The organism is Nocardioides mangrovicus (genome assembly GCF_003674065.1).
Taxonomy (GTDB): Bacteria; Actinomycetota; Actinomycetes; order Propionibacteriales; family Nocardioidaceae; genus Marmoricola; species Marmoricola mangrovicus.
Map to the genome: position 1 here is coordinate 15,111 of NZ_RDBE01000001.1, position 20,890 is coordinate 36,000.

A 20,890-nucleotide genomic window follows, 5' to 3' on the forward strand; every position below is an offset into this window, starting at 1 on the left:
ATGCTCGGCAGCGTCGCGCGCCGGCTCAAGCGCGGCATCGACAACAAGTTCGACCCGGTGGTGGTGTTCAGCCGCTGCCAGGACCACGTCATCCACCTGGCCCGCGCCCACGTCGAGCGGCTGGTGCTCGAGGCGTTCACCGCCAAGGTCGACTCACTCGAGGACGGCGGCGAGAAGGAAGCGCTGGTGCTGCTGCGCGACCTCTACGCGCTGGAGACCATCGAGGCCGACCGGGCCTGGTTCATGGAGCACGGCCGACTCTCCAGCCAGCGCTCCAAGGCGGTCAGCCACGAGGTCGGTCGGATCTGTCGCCGGGTGCGCCCGGTGGCCGAGGCTTACGTCGACGCCTTCGGGGTGCCGGTCGAGCTCTACGACGTCCCGCTGCTCCACCCGGGCGACTGAACGCCGGACAGCTCGAGCTCGGGTCTCGGCGCCGAGCCGGTCGCTGCGCGACCTCCTCAACCACCGCCACGGCGGCGGTCGAGGAGGTGCGCTAGCGCCGTCGCGAAACCCGCCCGCCCTACTTCGTCTTCTTGGCCAGGTCGGCGATCGAGGACAGCCCGTACTTCTGCGCGGTCTGCTTGGTGACCACGACGGCGTCGGAGTCCTGGGCCTCGGCCTTGTCCAGCGCCACGAGGTTCGCCGGCAGCGCCTTGGTCAGGGCGGTGTAGACGTCGTCGGGGCTGGTGGCGCTGGCGTTCTTGTCGATGTACTGCAGGATCGTGCCGGTGTACTCGGGGAAGAGGTCCAGCGATCCGCCAGCCAGCGCCGGGTAGTACTTCTCGCGGCTGCCGATGTTGAGCTTCTTGGTGACCGTGGCGCCCTGGGCGGTGAGGGCGTCGGCGTAGATGTCGGCCAGCACGACGTTCTCGGGGAAGTTGGCCGAGCCGACCGTGAGCGTGACGCCCTTGGCCGAGGTGCCGGTGGTGCCGAGGCTGTTGCTCGAGAGCCACTCCTTCGCCACGGCGTCGGGGTCCTGCTTCTTGTTCTGGATCTTGTCCAGCAGCTCGCCCAGGCCCTCGGTGGTGAGCTTGGCCTGGATGCCGTTGAGCACCTGCTTCACGCCGTCGGTGGCCTTGGTCTTGTTGATGATCGGCACGATGTTCTGCGCCGCGAAGTTCGACTTGGGGTCCTTGAGGATCACGAACCCGTTGGCCTCGATCGAGGGATCGGTGGTGAACAGGTCGGCCGCGTCGATCTGGCCCCGCTTGAGCGCGCCCACGGTGACCGGGCCACCGGTGTCGGTGACCTTGTACTTGCCGAACTCCACGCCGTAGTTCTTCTTCAGGCCCGGGATGCCGTCGGTGCGGGTCTTGAACTCCGGCGGGCCGCCGAAGATGAAGCCGCCCGCGACGGTGCCGTTGGTCGACGAGCCGGAGTCCGAGCTCGACCCGCAGGCCGTGAGACCCCCGAGGGCGAGCGCGGCGGTGGCCGCGGCGACGATGAGCTTGTTGGTTCTCATTCTCGATCTCATTTCGTGAGGGTGGGGATCAGACGTTCTCTTCGACCAGGGCGGCAACCCTGCTGTCGACGGAAGTGTTCCGGTGGAAGCGGCCGCTGACGCCGCGCGAGACGACGTAGCGCTGGACCACGGCGACCAGCAGGTCGGCCACCAGGGCGAGGGCGGCGACCAGGACGCCGCCGCCGATCATCTGCGGGTAGTCCTTCTGCGCCAGGCCGTCGTAGATGAAGCGGCCCAGCCCGCCGAGGGTGACGTAGGAGGCGATGGTGGCGGTGGCGATGACCTGCAACATCGCCGAGCGGAACCCGGAGAAGATCAGCGGCAGCGCGTTGGGCAGCTCGACGCGGCCGAGCACCTGGCGGTCGGTCATGCCCATGCCGAACGCCGCGTCGCGCACCGCCGGGGAGACGTTCTGCACGCCGGCGTAGGTGTTGGACAGGATCGGGGGGATCGCCAGCACCACCAGCACGATCTCGGTGGGGATCAAGAAGCCGGCGTTGGTACGCCCGTAGAAGTGCGGGCTGATGATGACCACGAGCAGCACCAGGGCGCCGATGGTGGGCAGTGCGCGCACGGCGTTGGCGACGCTGACGACCCACGTGGCGCGTCCGGTGTGCCCGATCGCCAGGCCGGCCGGGAGCGCGATGACCAGCGCGATGACCAGCGCGATGACGCTGAACCCGACGTGGGCGCCGAGCTGGCCGAGGATGCCGGTGTCGAACGGGGTGCTGCGCCAGTGGCCGGGGTCGGTGAGCCAGCCCAGGGTCTTGAAGATCATCGGCTGCGCACCGCCCGCCGCCACGGGGTCAGTGCTCGGTCGACCAGGAGCACGATCGCGTCGAGCACCAGCGCCAGCAGCACGCACATGACGATGCCGAGCACGATCGGCGGGTAGTAGGGCTCGGTGACCGAGAGCGTGTAGCCCTGGTCGAAGAGCCGCCCGAGGTTGTCGAGGCCGATGGTGCCGGCCACCGCGACGATGCTGACGTTGGCGACGACGGCCACCCGCAGCCCGGCGGTGATGACCGGCACGGCGATCGGCAGCTCGACGCGGAAGAACCGGGCCAGCGGCCGGTAGCCCAGCGCCGTCGCGGCCTGCACGGTCTCGGTGGGCACCGCGCCCAGGCCGTCGGCGACCACCCGCACCAGCAGCGAGGTGGAGTAGATCGACAGCGCGATCGGCACCTGCAGCGGCGTCAGCGGGTCGAGCCCGAGCAGCGGCGGGATAAGCACGAAGAGCGCGATGGAGGGGATCGTGTAGAGCAGGCCGGTGATCGACATCATCGGGGGATACGCCCAGGAGTAGCGGCGTGCCAGCCAGCCCAGCGGCAGCGCGAGCAGCAGCCCGACCACGACCGGCACCACCGAGAGCCAGGTGTGGTCCCACAGCCAGCCCAGGTCGGTGGCGCGGTGGTCGAGGAAGTACCCGAAGAAGTACCAGGGCGAGGAGCTCGCGGAGTCGAGGAGGGTGAGCATCAGCCGCGCTTCTCGATCAGGTCCAGCACCTCGCGGGCGGTGACCGAGCCGACCAGCCGGCCGGAGTCGTCGACCACCACGCCGCGGCCCGACGGCGAGGACAGGCACGCGTCCAGCACCGCGCGCAGCGAGCCGCCCTGGGCGGCCAGGGTGCCGCCGCGGTAGAGCATCGCATCGGTGACGACGTCGCCCCGCTGCTCCTCGCCGGTGGGCAGCCAGCCCTGCGGCTTGCCGTCGGCGTCGACGGCGAGGATCCAGCCGTCGATCCCCGCACCGTGGCCGGGGTAGGCCGCACCGACGGCGACGCTGGGCTCCTGGTGGGTGTCGATGGTGCCGGCTCCGGTGAAGCCGAGCGCCCGGTAGCCGCGGTCGCGACCGACGAACCCGGCGACGAAGGCGTCGACCGGTCTAGCCAGCAGGTCGGCGGGGGCGGCGAGCTGGGCCAGCTTGCCGCCGACGCGCAGCACGGCGACCTGGTCGCCGAGCTTGATGGCCTCGTCGATGTCGTGGGTGACGAAGACGATGGTCTTGCCCAGGTCGTTCTGCAGCCGCAGGAACTCCTCCTGCAGCTGCTCGCGCACTACCGGGTCGACGGCCGAGAACGGCTCGTCCATCAGCATCACGGGCGGGTCGGCGGCCAGGGCCCGGGCCACGCCGACGCGCTGCTGCTGGCCGCCGGAGAGCTGCGCGGGGTAGCGCTTGGCGAAGGCCGGGTCGAGGCCGACCCGCTCGATGAGCTCCATCGCCCGGGCGCGGGCCTTCGTCTTGTCCTCGCCCAGCAGCAGCGGCACCGTGGCGACGTTGTCGACGATGGTGCGGTGGGGGAAGAGGCCGGCGTTCTGGATGACGTAGCCGATCTGGCGACGCAGCTCGTGCGCGGGCAGGCTCGCGGTGTCGGTGTCGTCGAGCCAGATGGTGCCGGAGGTGGGCTCGATCATCCGGTTGATCATCCGCAGCGAGGTGGTCTTGCCGCAGCCCGAGGGCCCGACCAGGACCGTGATCTGTCCCGAGGGCGCCTCCAGGCTCAGCTCGTCGACGGCGACGGTGCCGTCCGGGTAGCGCTTCGTGGCGCCGTCGAAGCGGATCATCGAGCCTCCTGGCGGCACGGGTGTGCCCTGTCTGCACTGAGCACGAGATCCTTGCACCCGGCTCCGACACTCGGAACCCTTTCTCGTGTAACGAACTAGACAACTACCTCTGAGGAGGGGACCGGTTGCCCGAGCTCGACGGCTCCCATCTGAGCCTGGACGACGTCCTCGCCGTGGCCCGCCGCCGCGAGCCCGTGCGGCTCTCGCGCGAGGCCCGCGACCGGATCGCCGCCTCGCACGCCTTCGCCGCCGACGTCGCGGCCTCGCGCCCGATCTACGGCCGTTCCACCGGCGTCGGCGCCAACCGCGACCTGGTGCTGCCCGACCCCGACTCCCAGGCGCTGCTGCTGCTGCGCTCGCACGCGACGTCGTCGGGACCGCTGCGCTCGGCCGAGCGGGTGCGGGCGATGCTCACGGTGCGGCTGAACCAGCTGGCCGCCGACGGCAACGGTGTCGATCCGGCGATCGTCGACGCGCTGGTGGAGATGACCGCCTCCGACGACCTGCCACCCGTGCGTGAGGGCGGCAGCATCGGGACCGCCGACCTGGCCGCGCTGGCCACCACCGCCCTGGTGCTGGCCGGCGAGACCGGCACGGCGCAGCACCCGGTGCGGTTCGGGGCGGGCGACGCGCTCACCTTCATGTCCAGCAACGCCGCGGTGCTCGGCGACTCCGTCCTGGCCATCGCGGACCTGACCCGGCTCGCGACCGCGGTGCCCGTGGTCGCGGCGATGGGGTTCGCCGCCGTGCGCGGCAACCCCGAGGCGTTCTCACCCGCCGTGGAGGCGGCCTCGCCCTTCCCCGGCGTCGCGCAGGTGTGCCGGGCGATGCGCGGCCTCCTCGACGACCACGAGCGCCCCGCCCGCATCCAGGACCCGTTCGGGCTGCGCACGCTGCCCCAGGTGCACGGCGCGCTGGTCGACGCCCTCGACCGCGCCGCCTCGGTGACGCTGGCGATGGCCGGGGCGCCCTCGGAGAACCCGATCGTCTCCGCGCGGCTGGGCGTCGCCCACCATGGCGGCTTCCACGCCGCCTACCTGGTGCAGGCCCTCGACGCGCTGGTGCTCGCACTGGCACAGTCCGCGCAGCTATCGCTGGCACGGGTGACGATGCTCGCCGAGCCCTCCTACACCGGGCTGCATCCCTTCCTCGGCGACGGCACCCCGGCGGCCAGCGGCATGATGATCGTGGAGTACAGCGCCGCCTCGGCCCTGGCCGAGCTGCGCGCGATGGCCACCCCGGCGGGGATGCAGGTCGTCACGCTCTCGCGCGGCGTCGAGGAGGACGCCTCGTTCGCCACCCTGGCCGCCCACCAGGCGCTCGAGGCCGTCGAGCGCTACCGGGCGGTGCTCGCCGCCGAGCTCGTCACCGCGCTGCGGTGCCTGCGGATGCAGGGCCGCCGCCCGGCGCGGTTGGAGCAGGTGCTGGCGGTGCTCGACGAGGCCGACGGTGGGGTCGTCGACGTCGAGGACCGCGACCTCACCAACGACCTGTTGCTGGCCGAGGGGTCGGTATGGCGGTTGGGGGAGGTCGCAGCGGGTGGCAGGGGTTTTGCCGGGCACCCGGCAAAACCCCGGGAAAACGGCGTCAATTCCGGTCGCTGAGACGAGTTTCGTGCAGACGCCGCCCGAACCGTCCGTTTAGTCCAGCGGCGCCGGGGGCTGCTTGCCCTCGCGCTCGAAGGACGCCGCGATCTCGGCCTCGGCCTCGGTCCGGCCGACCCAGTCCGAGCCCTCGACCGACTTGGCGGGCTCGAGGTCCTTGTAGACCTCGAAGAAGTGCTGGATCTCCAGCCGGTCGAACTTGGAGACGTGGCTGATGTCGCGCAGGTGCTCTTGGCGCGGGTCGGTGAGCGGGACGCAGAGGACCTTGTCGTCGGGGCCCTTCTCGTCGGTCATCCGGTACATCCCGATCGCGCGGCAGCGGATGAGGCAGCCGGGGAACGTCGGCTCCAGCAGCAGCACCAGCGCGTCGAGCGGGTCGCCGTCCTGTCCGAGGGTGTCCTCGATGTAGCCGTAGTCGGCCGGGTACTGGGTCGAGGTGAACAGGGTGCGGTCCAGGCGCAGCCGCCCGGTGTGGTGGTCCACCTCGTACTTGTTGCGCTGACCCTTGGGGATCTCCACCAGGACGTCGAACTCCACCGCGCCACCCTCCTTCGCCGGAACTGTCCGCAGTCTCCCTCACAATGGTCCGGACCCGACAATCAGCAAGGAGGACCGTGACCCGGATCACCCGTCGTCGCCGACGCGTCTGGCCGGGGCTGCTGCTCGACTCCCTGGTCGTGGGGCTGCTGGCCTTCGCGCTGGTCGCCTGGCACTTCGACCTCGGCACCCGGTGGGGCATCGCGCCCGACCCCCGCACCGAGCCGGCCGAGGTCGCCGCACCCGCCGGGCTGAGCCTGCCCGAGGTCCGGCCCGCGGCCGCCGTGGCGAAGCCTCAGACCGGCAGCAGCGCCTCGCCGGCGAAGGTCCGCGCGGCGGTCGACTCGCTGCTGGCCGACGCCAAGCTCGGCACGCACGTACGTGCCCTGGTCACCGATCTCGACTCCGGCACGACGCTGCTCGACCACGGCACCGGCGACGTCACCCCGGCCTCGACCAACAAGCTGCTCACCGCCGCCGCGGCGCTTCACTCGCTGGGCCCCTCCACCCGGTTCGAGACGACGGTCGTACGGGTGCCGGGCACGCGCCGCGTCGTGCTGGTCGGGGGCGGCGACCCGTTCCTCGCCTCCACCTCGGGCGGCAAGGACTCCTACCCCAAGCGCGCCAGCGTCAAGGCACTCGCGCACCGCACCGCCGACGCGCTCAAGGCGGCCGGCGTGACGCAGGTCCGGCTCGGCTATGACGACAGCCTGTTCTCCGGGCCGGCGTTCAACCCCCACTGGCCCTCCGACTACTTCCCGACCGTCGTGCCGTCGATCACCTCGCTGTGGGTCGACGAAGCCATGCCGAAGGGGCAGTACACCTACGTCAGCGACCCCAGCCTCAACGCCGCCCAGATCTTCGCCACCGACCTCGCCGGCTTCGGCGTCCGCACCATCGGCACGCCGGTGCACGGCAAGGCGCCGTCGGGGGCGCAGCAGGTGGCCGCGGTCTCCTCGGCGCCACTGGGGCAGATCGTCGCCCGGCTGCTGCTGGTCAGCGACAACAACGCCGCGGAGGTCGTCGCCCGCCACGTCGGCATCAAGGAGGGTGACGGCGGCAGTTTCACCGGCGCGGTCAAGGGCGTCCACACCGTCCTCGGGCAGCTGGGCATCGGTCTCGACGGGGCCGTCCTCTACGACGGCAGCGGCCTCTCTCGCGAGGACCGGCTGCGACCGGAGACGCTGATGGCCGTGGTCCGCACGATCTCCAGTGCCCAGCATCCCGAGCTGCGCGAGGCGCTGACCGGGTTGCCGGTGGCCGGGTTCAGCGGCTCGCTGCTGTGGCGCTTCGACCACGACCCCCCGGCGGCGCGGGGCCGGGTCTACGCCAAGACCGGCACCTTGACCGGCGTCCACGCCCTGGCCGGTGTCGCCACCGATCTCGACGGCGACGTCCTCGGCTTCGTGCTCGTGGTCGACAAGGTCGCCGCGGCGAACGAGGGCTACGCCCAGGCCAAGCTCGACGCCGTCGCCGCCGCGCTGGGGTCCTGCCAGTGCCGCTCCTAGGCCGCCTGGAGGCCCGCTCGCGGCCCGCTGCTGCAGCGGTCGAGGGGGCGCCGGTCTGGTCGCCGGTGCGTAGGGTCGAGGCATGACCGACTCCGGCTCCTCACCTGGGCGCTCGTCGATGATCGACTGGGACCTGGCGGTCAACGTCGGGGCCAAGATGGCCGGCGACGGTCCGTCGGTCTCCTGGGAGGAGGCGGCCGACGTCGTCGGCGAGCTGCGTGGCGGTGCCGAGCGGTCGAGCCCGCTGGTGCGGGAGTACACCGGGCTGGTCGCCCAGGAGCGCACCGCTCCGGTGCTCGTGGTGGACCGTCGCGGCTGGCTGCAGGCCAATGTCGACGGCTTCGGTCAGGTGATCAGCCCGCTCATCGACAAGCTGCAGGAGAAGAAGGGCCCGCCCTCGGCGATGGCGCAGGCGGTCGGCTCGCGCGTGACCGGCGCCGAGCTCGGGTTCATGCTCGGCTTCCTCTCCAGCAAGGTGCTCGGCCAGTTCGACCCGTTCTACGACGCCGACGGCGCCACCGGGCGGTTGCTGCTGGTGGCGCCCAACATCGTGCAGGTCGAGCGCGAGCTCGACGTCGACGCGCACGACTTCCGGCTGTGGGTGTGCCTGCACGAGGAGACCCACCGGGTGCAGTTCACCGCCGTGCCGTGGATGCGCGACCACCTGTGGAGTCAGATGCGGCTGATTGTCGGGGAGATCGAGTCCGACCCGGCGAAGGTGCTCGGTGATGCGCTGAAGAAGGTCGGCGACGTGCTCTCCGGCCGCGCCGAGGGCTCCTTGATCGAGGTGTTCTCCTCCCCGGCCCAGCGGGAGGTCATCGACCGCATCACCGGCGTGATGAGCCTGCTCGAGGGTCACGCCGACGTCGTGATGGACGGCGTCGGCCCCGAGGTCATCCCCAGCGTGGAGCGGATCCGGGCGCGGTTCAACGACCGCCGCAAGGGTGCCGGCGCGCTCGACCGGCTGGTGCGGCGGCTGCTCGGCCTGGAGCAGAAGATGGCCCAGTACCGCGACGGCGCCGTCTTCGTCCGCGAGGTCGTCGACAAGGTCGGGATGAGCGGCTTCAACGCCGTCTGGCAGGGCCCGGAGAACCTGCCGTCCAAGACCGAGATCCACGAACCCGCCGCCTGGCTCGCCCGCGTGCACGGCTGAGCCGATGGCCGGCCCGCACCCGAGCGTCGCCGCCGTGCGCCTCGGCGTACGCCGGGTGCTGGCCCAGGTGCCCGACGGGGCGACCGTCCTCGTCGCCTGCTCGGGCGGCGCCGACTCGCTGGCCCTGCTGGCCGCGGCGATCTTCGAGCGCCGCGCCCGCGCCCAGCGGGTCGTCGGCGTCACCGTCGACCACGGCCTGCAGCCCGGCTCGCGCGAGCGTGCCGAGCACGTCGTGCAGCAGATGGCGGCGCTGGGCGCCGACGAGACGGCCAGCGCGTCGGTCACCGTCGACGCCGCGGGGCTCGGCCCGGAGGCGGCCGCCCGCCAGGCGCGCTACGACGTGCTGCAGCAGCTCGCCCAGCACTTCGAGGCCGATCTCGTGCTTCTCGGCCACACGCTCGACGACCAGGCCGAGACGGTGCTGCTGGGACTGACCCGCGGCTCGGGCGGTCGTTCGCTGGCGGGCATGCGTCGCGGCTTCGACCGGTTCCGGCGGCCACTGCTCGACGTCGGCCGGGCCGACACCGAGACCGCCTGCCAGGTCGAGGGCATCGAGTTCTGGTCCGACCCGCACAACACCGACGACCGCTTCACCCGCTCGAGGGTGCGATCCCGGGTGATGCCGGTGCTCGAGGACGAGCTGGGTCCAGGCGTCGCGGCCACTCTCGCCCGTACGGCCGACCAACTGCGGGCCGACACCGAGTACCTCGACGAGCAGGCTGAGCGGCTGCTTCACGACATCGGCCGCGGTCAGGGGCCCCAGGGTCTGCCGGTGGAGATGCTGCGTCGCGAGCACGACGCCATCCGGCGGCGCGTGATCCGGTTGGCGGCGCTGGCCGCCGGCAGCCCGGCCTCGGAGCTCTTCCACGAGCATGTGGTCGGCATCGACGCGCTGGTCACCGACTGGCATGGGCAGCGCGGTGTCGACCTGCCGGGTCACCTGCGCGCGGTCCGCGAGGACGACCACCTCCGCTTCGTCGACCGTCGTGCCTGAGCCGGCCGATCACCTGGCCGAGCGCCTGGCCGAGCAGCGACGTCGCATCGCCGACCTGGAACGGTCCCTGGCCGCGGTGCACGCCGCGTCGGAGTCCTCCAACGCCGACGACGAGCACGACCCCGAGGGCGCGACCATCGCCTTCGAGCGCCAGCAGCTGGTCGCCCTGCTCGAGACCGCCCGCCGGACGGCGGCCGCTCTGGAGGCGGCGGCGACCCGCACCGGCCCGGTGCTCTGCGAGCGGTGCGGCCGGCCGATCGACCCGGCCCGGCTGGAGGTGCGGCCGCAGGCGACGACGTGTGTGGGGTGCGCGAGCTGAGGTGCGCCAACTGCGCACCTGGCGCGCGGTATCCGGCGGATCAGCGGTGCCGAGCTCGCAAGTGCGCAGTCGGCGCACCCACCGGTGGGGTCGGGCAGGGTCGTGTCGGTTCAGGCCAGGGCAGGGGTCGACGACCAGGGGAAGTCGATCCATGCGTCGGTCGTGCGCCAGGCGTAGTCGGGCCGGACGATGGTGGTGGGCTTCTCGTAGACCACGGCCACACGCGTCTCGGCGACGTGACCGGCGAAGAAGTCGCGGACCAGCTCGATGGTGCGACCAGTGTCGGCGACGTCGTCGGCGATGAGCACGTTGAGCCCCGCGAGGTCGACGGCGGCCGGGGTCGGCGGCAGCATCACCGGCATGTCGAGGCGCTCGTCGACGCCGGTGTAGAACTCGACGTTGACGGTGGAGAGGTTCTTGACGCCGAGTGCGTAGCCCAGGCCCATCGCGAGCCCGAGACCGCCGCGAGCGATGCCGAGGACGACGTCGGGCCGGAAGCCGGAGTCGGCCACCTGTCGGGCGATCTGGTCGACCGCCGTACCGAACTGCTCGTAGCTGAGGACCTCGCGCTCGGGTTCCGCCTCCATCTGCATGGAGCAGTCTGACCACAGCCGTGTGTCGGACGTGTGAACCAGATCGGACCAATCGGGCGGTGTAGGCATGGAACTCCCCCGATCGAGCGCCTAAGGGGCCGAATTTCCCGGGGTTTTGCCGGGTGCCCGGCAAAACCCCCCGGCAAACCCCCCGGGCCCGGGCCCGCCCCCCAGCCCTAGGCCGCGACCCGACCCGGTCGCAGCTTGACGAAGCTGTAGACCACCATCGCCAGCGCGGCGAGCCCGGAGACGATCAGCGACAAGCCCGTGCCCCAGCCGCCGGGAAGCCACCAGCGCTCGTGCAGCGGCCACCAGTCGGGGGCGCCGGGGGAGACGACCCACAGCACGCCGAACCCGACCAGCCAGGCGACGCCGAGCAGCGAGAGCGCGATCCGCCCCGGGGTGGCGACGCTGTCGCGAGCCGTCTTCATGGCGGCGCGCTTGACCGGCTCGACGCGGCGCTCGGCCCATTCGTACTGCTGCGAGAGCAGCGCCAGGCCGGCGAAGAGGGCCAGCAGTCCCGGGCCGGGCAGGAAGATGGCGGCGAGGCCGAAGATCACCAGCGCCCACCCGAGCACCTGGATGGCGATGCTGCGTACGAGACCGGGCACGGTCCCCATCCTCTCAGCCGTGTGGGAGGCTGGCGTGCGTGGACGAGGCCGACGTCGCGGGGGATCTGGTCGAGGTGCTCTTCACCGAGGAGCAGATCCTGGCCAGGCTGGCCGAGATGGCGAAGGCCATCGAGGCCGACTACGAGGGCGAGGACCTGCTCGTGGTCGGCGTGCTGCGCGGCGCTGTCATGGTGATGGCCGACCTCTCGCGCGCGCTGGACCGGCACCTGGAGATGGACTGGATGGCGGTCTCCTCCTACGGGTCGGGCACCAAGTCCTCGGGCGTGGTGCGGATCCTCAAGGACCTCGACACCGACATCTCCGGTCGCCACGTCCTGATCGTCGACGAGATCGTCGACACCGGGCTCACGCTGAGCTGGCTCGTCTCGAACCTCGCCAGCCGCCACCCGGCCTCGGTGCGCATCGCGACGCTGCTGCGCAAGCCGGAGGCCGTGAAGGTCGACCTGGACGTGGCCTACGTCGGCTGGGACATCCCCAACGAGTTCGTCGTGGGCTACGGCCTGGACTACAACGAGCGCTACCGCAACCTGCGTTGCATCGGCACCCTGGCCCCCCACGTGTACGCCTGAGGCGAACACGGCAGTCCGGGGGAACCGGCAGGGAACCTGCAGCGCCCGCATGGTCGTTGAGCAGGTCAGGTACCGTTTATCACTGGCGAAGGCTCGATGTGACCGCACAGATGGCAACCGGGCAGGCAATGGCCGAGGGGCCGGAGTAGGTGCACGTGAAGCGTATTTTCAAGGGTCCGTGGGTGTGGATCGCCATTGCGGTGGTCGGCGTCCTGCTGGTGCTCCAGTGGGTCTCCCACAACGGCGGGTACTCCGACGTCACCACGGCGAAGATGTCGAGCTACATCACCAGCGGTGACGTCAAGGACGTCACCTTCGTCGACGGCGACCAGCAGATCCGCGCCACCCTCGACGACGGCCGGAAGGTCTCGGCCATCTGGGTCGAGGGCACCCAGGAGAGCCTGTACTCGGCCGCGGAGAAGCAGTACAAGGCCGGCACCATCGACTCGCTCAACGGCGATCTGGCCAAGGCGAGCCTGCTCGGATCGCTGATCTACACGCTGCTGCCGATCGCACTCGTGCTGTTCCTGGTGCTGTTCTTGATGAACAACATGCAGGGCGGCGGGGGCCGGGTCATGCAGTTCGCCAAGTCGAAGGCGAAGCTGATCAGCAAGGACATGCCGAAGACCACCTTCGCCGACGTCGCCGGCTGCGAGGAGGCGATCGAGGAGCTCGGCGAGATCAAGGAGTTCCTGCAGGAGCCGGCCAAGTTCCAGGCGGTCGGCGCCAAGATCCCCAAGGGCGTGCTGCTCTACGGCCAGCCCGGCACGGGCAAGACGCTGCTGGCGCGCGCCGTGGCCGGCGAGGCGGGCGTGCCGTTCTACTCCATCTCCGGCTCGGACTTCGTAGAGATGTTCGTCGGTGTGGGTGCCTCCCGCGTGCGCGACCTGTTCGAGCAGGCCAAGGAGAACGCGCCGGCCATCGTCTTCATCGACGAGATCGACGCCGTCGGCCGCCACCGCGGCGCCGGCATGGGCGGTGGTCACGACGAGCGCGAGCAGACGCTGAACCAGCTGCTGGTGGAGATGGACGGGTTCGACGTCCGCGGCGGCGTCATCCTCATCGCGGCCACCAACCGCCCCGACATCCTCGACCCCGCGCTGCTGCGCCCGGGTCGCTTCGACCGCCAGATCTCCGTCGACGCCCCCGACCTGGCCGGCCGCGAGAAGATCCTGGGCGTCCACGCCCGCGGCAAGCCGATGGCGGCCGACGTCGACCTGACCAGCGTCGCGCGGCGCACCCCCGGGTTTACCGGCGCCGACCTGGCCAACGTGCTCAACGAGGCCGCGCTGCTCACCGCGCGCTCCAACGCCAAGCAGATCGACAACCAGTCGCTGGACGAGGCGATCGACCGCGTGATCGCCGGACCCCAGAAGCGCACCCGCCTGATGAGCGAGAAGGAGAAGCTCATCACCGCCTACCACGAGGGCGGCCACGCCCTGGTCGCCGCGGCGCTCCCGGGCAACGACCCGGTGCACAAGATCACGATCCTGCCGCGGGGACGGGCGCTGGGTTACACGATGGTGCTGCCCGATGAGGACAAGTACTCCCAGACCCGCTCGCAGATGCTCGACCAGCTGGCCTACATGCTCGGTGGGCGTGCGGCGGAGGAGATGGTCTTCCACGACCCCACCACCGGGGCTGGCAACGACATCGAGAAGGCCACGAACCTCGCGCGGGCGATGGTCACCCAGTACGGCATGACCGAGAGCCTGGGCGCCATCAAGCTCGGCGACTCCAACTCCGAGCCGTTCCTGGGCCGCGACATGGGCCACAGCCGCGACTACTCCGAGGACGTCGCCGCGGTGGTCGACGAGGAGACCAAGCGGTTCTTGGCCACCGCCCACCAGGAGGCCTTCGACATCCTCGAGGACAACCGGCAGGTGCTCGACGCGCTCGTCTTGGAGCTGATCGAGAAGGAGACGCTCGACAAGGAGCAGATCAAGCAGATCTTCGCGCCGCTGCACCTGCGTGAGCGTCGTCCGGCCTGGACCGGTTCGCCGAACCGGGTGCCCTCGACGATCCCGCCGGTCGAGATCCCCGAGGGGGTGCTGAAGGCCGCGGCCAACGGCACCAAGCCCGACGACGCCGAGGAGGGCGCGGTCGTGCTGACCCCGCCCGGTGCCGGGGGCGACACCCACGGGGGCGCGCCGACCGGCGGCACCGACCAGCCGCAGCCGCCCGGACCCGCGTCTGCATGAGCAGCATCGGCCCGGTCAGCGACCCGGGTGTCACCGCGCAGCCGTTCGACGCTCCCCGCGCTGAGGCCGCCGTCCGCGAGCTGCTGGCCGCGATCGGTGAAGACCCCGACCGCGAGGGCCTGCGCGACACCCCGGCCCGGGTCGCGCGGGCGTACGCCGAGCTCACCGCCGGCCTGCGCCAGCGCGCCGAGGACGTGCTGACGACCACCTTCGACCTCGGTCACGACGAGATGGTGCTGGTGCGCGACATCGAGCTGTGGTCGATGTGCGAGCACCACCTGGTGCCCTTCACCGGTGTCGCCCACGTGGGCTACATCCCCAGCGAGACCGGCAAGATCACCGGCCTGTCGAAGCTGGCGCGGCTGGTCGACGTCTACGCCAAGCGACCCCAGGTCCAAGAGCGGCTGACCACCCAGGTCGCCGATGCGCTGGTGGAGATCCTGGCGGCACGCGGCGTCGTCGTCGTCGTCGAGGCCGAGCACCTGTGCATGACCATGCGGGGGGTGAAGAAGGCCGGCGCCCGCACCATCACCTCCGCCGTGCGCGGCCAGATGCGCGATCCGGCCACCCGCGCGGAGGCCATGGCCCTGATCCACTCCTCGCGATGACCGGCCCGCGATGAACGTCCCTCCGCTCACCCGCCGCCACGTCGTGGGGCTGCCGGTGCTGGACCGCCCGGTGGTGATGGGGGTCGTCAACGTCACGCCGGACTCGTTCTCCGACGGTGGCCGCTGGGTCGACGCCGACCGCGCGGTCGCGCATGGGCTCTCGCTGCGGGCCGACGGCGCCGACCTGCTCGACATCGGCGGGGAGTCCACGCGGCCCGGTGCCACCCGACCGCTGGTGGCCGAGGAGATCGACCGGGTGCTGCCCGTCATCAAGCAGCTCGCCGCCGAGGGTGCCTGGGTGTCGGTCGACACCATGCGCGCCGAGGTGGCCGAGGCGGCGCTGGCGGCCGGAGCGGTGCTGGTCAACGACGTCAGCGGCGGGCTCGCCGACCCGCGGATCCTCCGCGTGGTGGCCGACGCCGGCGCGGCGTACGTGGCGATGCACTGGCGGGCGCACTCCAACGTCATGCAGCAGCACGCCGCCTACGACGACGTTGTGGCCGAGGTGACCGCCGAGCTCGGGCAGCGGGTGGCGGCGGCGCTGGCCGCCGGGGTCGCCGCCGACCGGATCGCGGTGGACCCCGGGCTGGGGTTCGCCAAGACCGCCGACCACAACTGGCGGCTGCTGCGCCACCTCGACGCGCTGGACGCCCTCGGGCTGCCGGTGCTGGTCGGCTCGAGCCGCAAGTCCTTCCTCGGCACGCTGCTGGCCGACGAAGCCGGTCCGCGGCCCGTGGAGGATCGCGAGGACGCGAACACCGCCCTCACCGCGATGGCCGCGCTCGCGGGGGTCTGGGGGGTCCGGGTGCACGACGCGAGGAAGTCGATCGACGCGATCAAGGTGGTCAGCCGGTGGTCACGCGATGACTGACACGCTCCGGGTCAGCGGCATCGAGGTGTTCGCCCACCACGGCGTCTTCGCCCACGAGCGCCGTGACGGCCAGCGCTTCGTCATCGATCTGGCGATCGGGACGGACACCCGGTCCGCGGCGGCGAGCGACGACTTGAAAGACACCGTCGACTACGGGAGTGTCGTGGCGCAGGTGGTCGAGGCTGCCACCTCCGAGCCGGTCGACCTGATCGAGACATTGGCCACGAGACTGGCGGACGTCGTGCTGCGTCAGGCGCGCGTGGAGTGGGTAGAAGTGACCCTGCACAAGCCGGAGGCACCCATCGACGCGACGTTCCAGGACGTGGCCCTGACCATCACGAGGAGCCGGGCGTGACCGAGAGCCCCAACCCGAACATCATCGACACCGACACCCTGACCGGGGAGATGCACCCGATCCGGCGAGCGGTGGTGTCGCTGGGCTCGAACCTGGGGGACCGGTTGGCCAGCCTGCAGGGCGCGGTCGACTCGCTCAAGGACACCCCGGAGGTCTGGGTCACCGACGTCTCGCCGGTCTATGAGACCGAGCCGGTCGACTCACCCGAGGACGCCGAGCCCTACCTGAACGCGGTGGTCCTCTTCGACACCACCCTCTCGGTGCACCGGCTGCTCGACCGGGGCCAGGCCATCGAGGCCGCCTTCGGCCGCGAGCGGCCCGAGGGCCAGCCCAACGCGCCGCGCACCCTGGACGTCGACCTCATCGTGTGCGGCGACCGGCGCGCCGACGACGACCTGCTGACCCTGCCGCACCCCCGTGCGCACGAGCGGGCCTTCGTGCTCGCGCCCTGGGCCGACGTCGAGCCCGACGCCGAGATCCCCGGCGTCGGCGCGGTGGCGACGCTGCTCGAGCAGGTCGGCCGCGACGGGGTGACCCGGCGCGACGACCTCGACCTGGACGGCACCAGCTGACCAGCCGCCACGACCCGGACCCAGACCGCCGCGAGGACGACGGCGACCCGGAGAGCGGGCCCGGGCGGCGACCCGAGCCGTCGCCGGGCAACGTCCGGCCCACGGCGCCCGGTCCGCTGGTCGGGCTGGGGGCTCTGGCGGCGGTCGTCGGTTGGTCGGTCCGGCCGCTGTGCGTCCGCTTCGACCTGGCCGAGCCGGTCATCTCGGTGTGGAGCGTGGTGGTGATCTGGCTGCTGGCGGTGGCCGTCGGCTGGGTGGCGCTGCGCACGTGGCGCACCCTGCAACGGTCTCGGGGGCGACGGCCCGACCAGCAGGGACTGCAGGGTCAGCAGCTGGAGGCCTACCAGGCGGTCAACCGGCTGGTGCTGGGCAAGGCGGCGGCGCTGGCCGGGGCGGTGGTGCTCGGCGGCTACGCCGGCTTCGCGATCGGCCATCTCGGCATCGAGCCGACCCAGCTCTCGGGCCAGCGGCTGCTGCGCAGCAGCATCGCTGCCGTCGGGGGACTGGTGTTACTGGTGATGGGATTGTTGCTGGAGAGAGCGTGTCGTGTCCGTTCTGACCCGCCCTGATCGGTCAGGATCATGGACATGGGTATCCCCGCCGCCCGCCGCCAGGCGCGCAGTGCGCGGATCACCGCTGCGGTCGGCCTGCTGGCGGTGGCCAGCATCGCGCTGGGTGCCTCGCTGGCCACCGGCGAGCAGTTCCTGGTCGGCGCCGCCGGTGTCTTCGCGCTGGCGATGGGCTGGACCGCGCTGCGCCTGGCGTGGACCGGCCTGGTGCAGGACCGCTACAGCCACGCCGTCGACCGCACCGAGCTGGCCCAGGCCTACCGCGAGCTGTTCGCCGCGCGCGCGGTCGAGCACGCAGGCTTCGTGGCCAGCCTCGCCGAGCGGCTGGCCCACCGTGACCGGATGATCGAGGAGCTGGAGGGTGCGATGGCCGGCGTCGAGATGCGCGCCGTCGAGGCCGAGGCGTCGGCGCTGACCTACCGTCACCGGCTCGGCGACGCCATCGACCAGATCGGGGCGATGGAGAGCCTGATCTCCCGCAACCTGCGCGAGCAGGGCCTGCGTCAGCAGGCCGCCGCCGCTCAGGCGCAGTCGGGAGAACAGCAGGAGCAGGGCGCCGCTGCGGCGCCGACCCCGCTGCGTCACGCGGTCGTGCCGGAGTGGGCCGACCTGGAGACCGACCCGGTCACCGCACTGATGGCCTGGGAGGAGCACGCGGCCGACGTCGCGCAGACGACCGGTCGCCACGCCGACTGGGGCGAGGACTCTCGGGCCGAGAACGCCTAATCTGCGGGGGTGTCCTCGTTCCTGGGGCGCGTCGGTCGGCTGCTGCGACCTTCCTCACCCGGTTCGCCGCGGGTGGGCGTGGTCCTCAGCTGTGCGTTCGCCGACGCGCCACTGCTCGACCCCGCCCTGACGGCTCTGCTCGCGCGTGCCGCCGAGGACGAGCTCCACGTCGAGGTCGTGGTGGCCCCGTGGGGGCCGGGCAATCCCGATGCGCTGGCCGCGAGCGTCGCCGCCCGGCAGGCCCGCCACGACGTCCGGCTGGCCGAGCTGAGCGCCAGCGGCAACACCGCCCGCAACGCCGGTGCCGGACTGGTCGGCAGCGAGTTCCTGCTCTTCCTCGACCCGCGTGACCGGTTGCGGCCCCACGCCCTGGCCCGGCTGACCGGCTGCGCCGCCGAGCACGGCTCCCGGGTGGTGCGCGCCGCGGGCCGCGGCAACCCGTTTCACCCCGCGCGTTACCTGTTCGCGACCGACCACTGGCGCGACTCCGCGCTGTCGTTCGACCCCACCCACGGCGACCTGCCCGACGCCACCTGCGCCCGGGCTCTCATCGCCCGCCCCGACCGCATCGACGACGAGGTCGTCGACCGGCTGCGTCACGAGGACGACCCGCTGGCCGGCGAGCGTCGTGCGTCCTGGCCCGAGCAGCTGGACGGCTGGCTGCGGATGGTGCCGCTGGTGCGCCAGACCGTCACGGGTCCGGTGAAGGCGGCCTGGATCCGCGACCTGCTGACGACCGCGCTGCCCGACCTGCTGGGTCAGGTGCACCGGCTGGACTACCAGCGGCTGCCGGAGCTGGCCGACACCGTCGGCGCGGTGGTGGCGGCGCTGCCGCCCAACGACCTGGCGCGGGTGCCGGTGCAGGTGCGGGCCGCGGCCTGGTTGGCCGGTCAGGCGCACTGGGCCGAGCTGGCCGAGCTCCTGGCCGATGACCTCGACGGCCAGTTCCCGACGCGGGTGGACCAGACCCGCATCCACGCCGAGCTGCCGGGCGTCGACCCCCAGGCACTGCACGTGCCCGACCCGGTGCTCGAGGTGGGCCTGGAGGAGAGCCCGCTGCGGGCCTCCGTACGACGGGTCCGCTGGCTCACCGGCGACGACGGCGACGTGTCCGGCGGCCCCGTGCTGGCTGTCGACGTGCTCGCGCACGTGCGTCACCTCTCGCTGGCGTCGCCGGTGGTCCAGGCGAGGTGGGTGGGCGGCCAGCGGGCGGTCGCCGCGGTGGTCCGCCGGCGTCCGGACCCCTACGCCGAGCCGGTCGCCGCCCAGCGCCACCAGGACAGCGCCGAGGCGGCGGTCACGGTGCTGGTCACCCTGGCCGGACTGCCCGAGGGCACCTGGCGGCTCGAGCTCGCCGTCAGCCAGGGCCAGGTGGTGCGCACCACCCGCCCCCGCCACCGCGACCTCGGCGGTTCGGCCGGTGCGCTCGTGCCGGCGCCCGACGGAACCGCCCAGCCGTTCTGGGACAACGAGGGCCTCGGTGTCGTGGTGGGCCGCGACCAGCCCTTCGAGCGCGCTCCGGGCGTGGGGCTGCGGGTGCTGCGAGCGCGGCGCGAGGACGAGTTCGTGGCCTTCGATCTCTCCGGGCCGGTGCGGGGCACGCCCGTGCTCGACTCCGGTGAGGCCGTCGTGACCGGTCACGTCGACGGCGACATCGTGCGGTTCCGGCTGCGCAGCGACCGCTTCGGCGTCGGCGACCTCCCCGCCCCGCCGGGCGGCTACCGGCTGCTGCTGGAGGGTCGCCCGGTGCGCTGGCACGAGACCGCGCTCGGCCCGCTCGGCTGGGACACGGTCACCGCCGAGCATCGCGTGGGGCTGCGCCGGAGCCCCCAGGACACGGTGGTGGTCGTCCTCGGCCCGCCGCTGCGCGACGACGAGCTGGGGCTGCGGCACCAGCAGCTGCTGCGCGAGTCCTACGACGTCCGCGCGCCTTTGGAACCGCACGTGCTGCTGGAGTCCGAGCGCGGCGGGCGCTGCGCCGGCAACCCGCTCGGCCTCGACCGCGAGCTCGCGCGCTCGCGACCGGAGATCTCGCGGGTCTGGGTGGTGGCCGACCACTCCGTGCCGGTGCCGCCGGGCGCCGACGTGGTGCTGCGCCACAGCCGGGAGTGGTTCGAGGCGCTGGCCACCTCGCGCTGGCTGGTCACCGACGGGCCGCTGCCCGACGTCTTCGAGCGACGCGACGGTCAGTACGTGCTGCAGACGCTGCCCGGCCACCCGACCCGCGAGCTGGGGGAGCCGGCGTGGGCCCAGCAGCACCTCGCCCCGGCCCGGGTCTCGCGGCTGGTAGCGCGGACCGCGGGCCAGTGGTCGGCGTTGCTCTCACCCGGCCCAGAGCTCGACGAGGCGCTGCGCGAGGCCTACGACTGGGACGGCCCGCTGCTGACCACCGGGATGCCGCGCGGTGACCTGCTGCTGGGCGCCGACGCCGCCGAGCGGCGCGCGCGGACGCGTAGCGCTCTCGGGCTCGAGGACGGCCAGTCGGTGGTGCTCCACGCGCCCGACCCGGGAGCGCGGCCGCCGCGGAGCAACCGGATGCGTGCGCTGCTCGACGTCCACGAGCTGTGCGAGGGCCTGGGCGAGGAGTGGACGGTGCTGCACCTCGGCGACCGGTCGCTGCGCCGCTCGACCGCCGACGGCGCCCGGCTGGTCGACGTCACCGGCCACCCGCGTCCCGACGACCTCGTGCTCGCCTGCGACGCCTTGGTCACCGACTACTCCGTGCTGCGCTTCGACGCCGCCCTGGTGGGCCGGCCGATGGTCTTCTGCGTGCCCGACCCGGCCGTCGTGCGCGGCGACGTGCGCGGCTTCGTCGTGCCCTACCTGGCCACTGCTCCCGGCCCGGTGGTCGGCGACGTCGCCGCGGTGGTGGAGCGGCTGCGCGACCTGGACGCCCTCGAGCGCCACCACGGTGCCGCCATGGCCCGGTTCAACGCCGCCTACCAGCCCTTCGCCGACGGCCACAGCGCCGCCCGGGTGATCGAGGCCGTCTTCGGGCCGAGGTTCGGGCTCGCCGCCGTCTAGGCCGCGGTGAGGGGTTCACCACGGCACCG

Annotated in this window: 21 protein-coding genes and 1 pseudogene; 15 read left to right on the top strand and 7 right to left on the bottom strand. The window is 72.3% G+C overall.

Features of this window, described 5'->3' with window-relative positions; genetic code table 11:
• Positions 1-402, top strand: a 402-nt coding sequence (locus D9V37_RS20565; protein ID WP_269778355.1) for an acyl-CoA dehydrogenase, incomplete at its 5' end; no start/stop codon positions are given.
• Between the two features lie 118 nt (positions 403-520).
• Here D9V37_RS20565 and D9V37_RS20570 read toward each other — a convergent pair.
• The 4 genes and pseudogenes from D9V37_RS20570 to D9V37_RS00085 form a co-directional block, all read right to left on the bottom strand.
• Positions 521-1,462, bottom strand: a complete 942-nt coding sequence (locus D9V37_RS20570; protein ID WP_232524651.1) for a glycine betaine ABC transporter substrate-binding protein — start codon at positions 1,460-1,462, stop codon at positions 521-523.
• 28 nt (positions 1,463-1,490) lie between these two features.
• Complete coding sequence (locus D9V37_RS00075; protein WP_121804867.1) at positions 1,491-2,240, bottom strand: ABC transporter permease; 750 nt, start codon at positions 2,238-2,240, stop codon at positions 1,491-1,493.
• A complete protein-coding gene (locus D9V37_RS00080) occupies positions 2,237-2,938 on the bottom strand; it encodes an ABC transporter permease (RefSeq protein ID WP_121804115.1) in 702 nt (233 codons plus the stop codon). Before D9V37_RS00080 ends, D9V37_RS00075 begins: the two co-directional genes overlap by 4 nt.
• Before the next feature lie 365 nt (positions 2,939-3,303).
• Positions 3,304-4,026: pseudogene (locus D9V37_RS00085) on the bottom strand (ABC transporter ATP-binding protein); the annotation flags it as partial.
• A 125-nt stretch (positions 4,027-4,151) separates the two neighbouring features.
• Here D9V37_RS00085 and D9V37_RS00090 point away from each other — a divergent pair.
• Positions 4,152-5,630 carry an aromatic amino acid lyase gene (locus tag D9V37_RS00090; protein ID WP_121804117.1) on the top strand — a complete coding sequence of 493 codons (1,479 nt, stop codon included), beginning with the start codon at positions 4,152-4,154 and terminating at the stop codon, positions 5,628-5,630.
• Between the two features lie 36 nt (positions 5,631-5,666).
• Here the strand turns inward: D9V37_RS00090 and D9V37_RS00095 are convergent, their stop codons facing one another.
• Positions 5,667-6,200: an inorganic diphosphatase gene (locus tag D9V37_RS00095; RefSeq protein ID WP_456299562.1), complete on the bottom strand. Its 534-nt coding sequence runs from the start codon at positions 6,198-6,200 to the stop codon at positions 5,667-5,669.
• 44 nt (positions 6,201-6,244) lie between these two features.
• Between D9V37_RS00095 and dacB the strand changes: the two genes are divergently transcribed.
• From dacB to D9V37_RS00115, 4 genes are all read left to right on the top strand, one after another.
• Positions 6,245-7,675 (top strand): D-alanyl-D-alanine carboxypeptidase/D-alanyl-D-alanine endopeptidase, encoded by a 1,431-nt coding sequence (gene dacB, locus D9V37_RS00100; RefSeq protein ID WP_158604331.1) that lies wholly within the window; start codon positions 6,245-6,247, stop codon positions 7,673-7,675.
• 82 nt (positions 7,676-7,757) lie between these two features.
• Positions 7,758-8,828 (top strand): zinc-dependent metalloprotease, encoded by a 1,071-nt coding sequence (locus D9V37_RS00105; RefSeq protein ID WP_232524652.1) that lies wholly within the window; start codon positions 7,758-7,760, stop codon positions 8,826-8,828.
• 4 nt (positions 8,829-8,832) lie between these two features.
• Positions 8,833-9,822, top strand: a complete 990-nt coding sequence (gene tilS / locus D9V37_RS00110) for a tRNA lysidine(34) synthetase TilS (RefSeq protein WP_121804120.1) — start codon at positions 8,833-8,835, stop codon at positions 9,820-9,822.
• Entirely contained in the window at positions 9,815-10,141 is a 327-nt protein-coding gene (locus tag D9V37_RS00115; RefSeq protein ID WP_232524653.1) for a TraR/DksA family transcriptional regulator, read from the top strand. Before tilS ends, D9V37_RS00115 begins: the two co-directional genes overlap by 8 nt.
• A gap of 110 nt (positions 10,142-10,251) precedes the next feature.
• Here the strand turns inward: D9V37_RS00115 and D9V37_RS00120 are convergent, their stop codons facing one another.
• The gene (locus D9V37_RS00120) at positions 10,252-10,734 is read right to left on the bottom strand and encodes a phosphoribosyltransferase (RefSeq protein WP_232524654.1); all 483 of its coding nucleotides are present in this window, start codon (positions 10,732-10,734) and stop codon (positions 10,252-10,254) included.
• Between the two features lie 176 nt (positions 10,735-10,910).
• Positions 10,911-11,345, bottom strand: a complete 435-nt coding sequence (locus D9V37_RS00125) for a PGPGW domain-containing protein (protein WP_198412301.1) — start codon at positions 11,343-11,345, stop codon at positions 10,911-10,913.
• 38 nt (positions 11,346-11,383) lie between these two features.
• Between D9V37_RS00125 and hpt the strand changes: the two genes are divergently transcribed.
• From hpt to D9V37_RS00170, 9 genes are all read left to right on the top strand, one after another.
• Positions 11,384-11,935 (top strand): hypoxanthine phosphoribosyltransferase, encoded by a 552-nt coding sequence (hpt, locus tag D9V37_RS00130; protein WP_121804123.1) that lies wholly within the window; start codon positions 11,384-11,386, stop codon positions 11,933-11,935.
• A 155-nt stretch (positions 11,936-12,090) separates the two neighbouring features.
• Positions 12,091-14,136: an ATP-dependent zinc metalloprotease FtsH gene (ftsH, locus tag D9V37_RS00135; RefSeq protein ID WP_408636180.1), complete on the top strand. Its 2,046-nt coding sequence runs from the start codon at positions 12,091-12,093 to the stop codon at positions 14,134-14,136.
• Positions 14,133-14,744 carry a GTP cyclohydrolase I FolE gene (folE, locus tag D9V37_RS00140; protein WP_121804125.1) on the top strand — a complete coding sequence of 204 codons (612 nt, stop codon included), beginning with the start codon at positions 14,133-14,135 and terminating at the stop codon, positions 14,742-14,744. Before ftsH ends, folE begins: the two co-directional genes overlap by 4 nt.
• A 10-nt stretch (positions 14,745-14,754) precedes the next feature.
• A complete protein-coding gene (gene folP, locus D9V37_RS00145) occupies positions 14,755-15,615 on the top strand; it encodes a dihydropteroate synthase (protein ID WP_121804126.1) in 861 nt (286 codons plus the stop codon).
• Positions 15,608-15,970, top strand: a complete 363-nt coding sequence (gene folB / locus D9V37_RS00150) for a dihydroneopterin aldolase (protein WP_121804127.1) — start codon at positions 15,608-15,610, stop codon at positions 15,968-15,970. The genes folP and folB overlap by 8 nt, the downstream gene beginning before the upstream one ends.
• Positions 15,967-16,542 carry a 2-amino-4-hydroxy-6-hydroxymethyldihydropteridine diphosphokinase gene (gene folK, locus D9V37_RS00155; protein ID WP_121804128.1) on the top strand — a complete coding sequence of 192 codons (576 nt, stop codon included), beginning with the start codon at positions 15,967-15,969 and terminating at the stop codon, positions 16,540-16,542. Before folB ends, folK begins: the two co-directional genes overlap by 4 nt.
• A 125-nt stretch (positions 16,543-16,667) precedes the next feature.
• Positions 16,668-17,111, top strand: a complete 444-nt coding sequence (locus D9V37_RS20345) for a DUF3180 family protein (RefSeq protein ID WP_269778361.1) — start codon at positions 16,668-16,670, stop codon at positions 17,109-17,111.
• A gap of 18 nt (positions 17,112-17,129) precedes the next feature.
• Positions 17,130-17,837: a hypothetical protein gene (locus D9V37_RS00165; RefSeq protein WP_121804130.1), complete on the top strand. Its 708-nt coding sequence runs from the start codon at positions 17,130-17,132 to the stop codon at positions 17,835-17,837.
• 9 nt (positions 17,838-17,846) lie between these two features.
• Positions 17,847-20,861, top strand: a complete 3,015-nt coding sequence (locus D9V37_RS00170) for a CDP-glycerol glycerophosphotransferase family protein (RefSeq protein WP_121804131.1) — start codon at positions 17,847-17,849, stop codon at positions 20,859-20,861.
• The last annotated feature ends 29 nt before the right edge of the window (positions 20,862-20,890 follow it).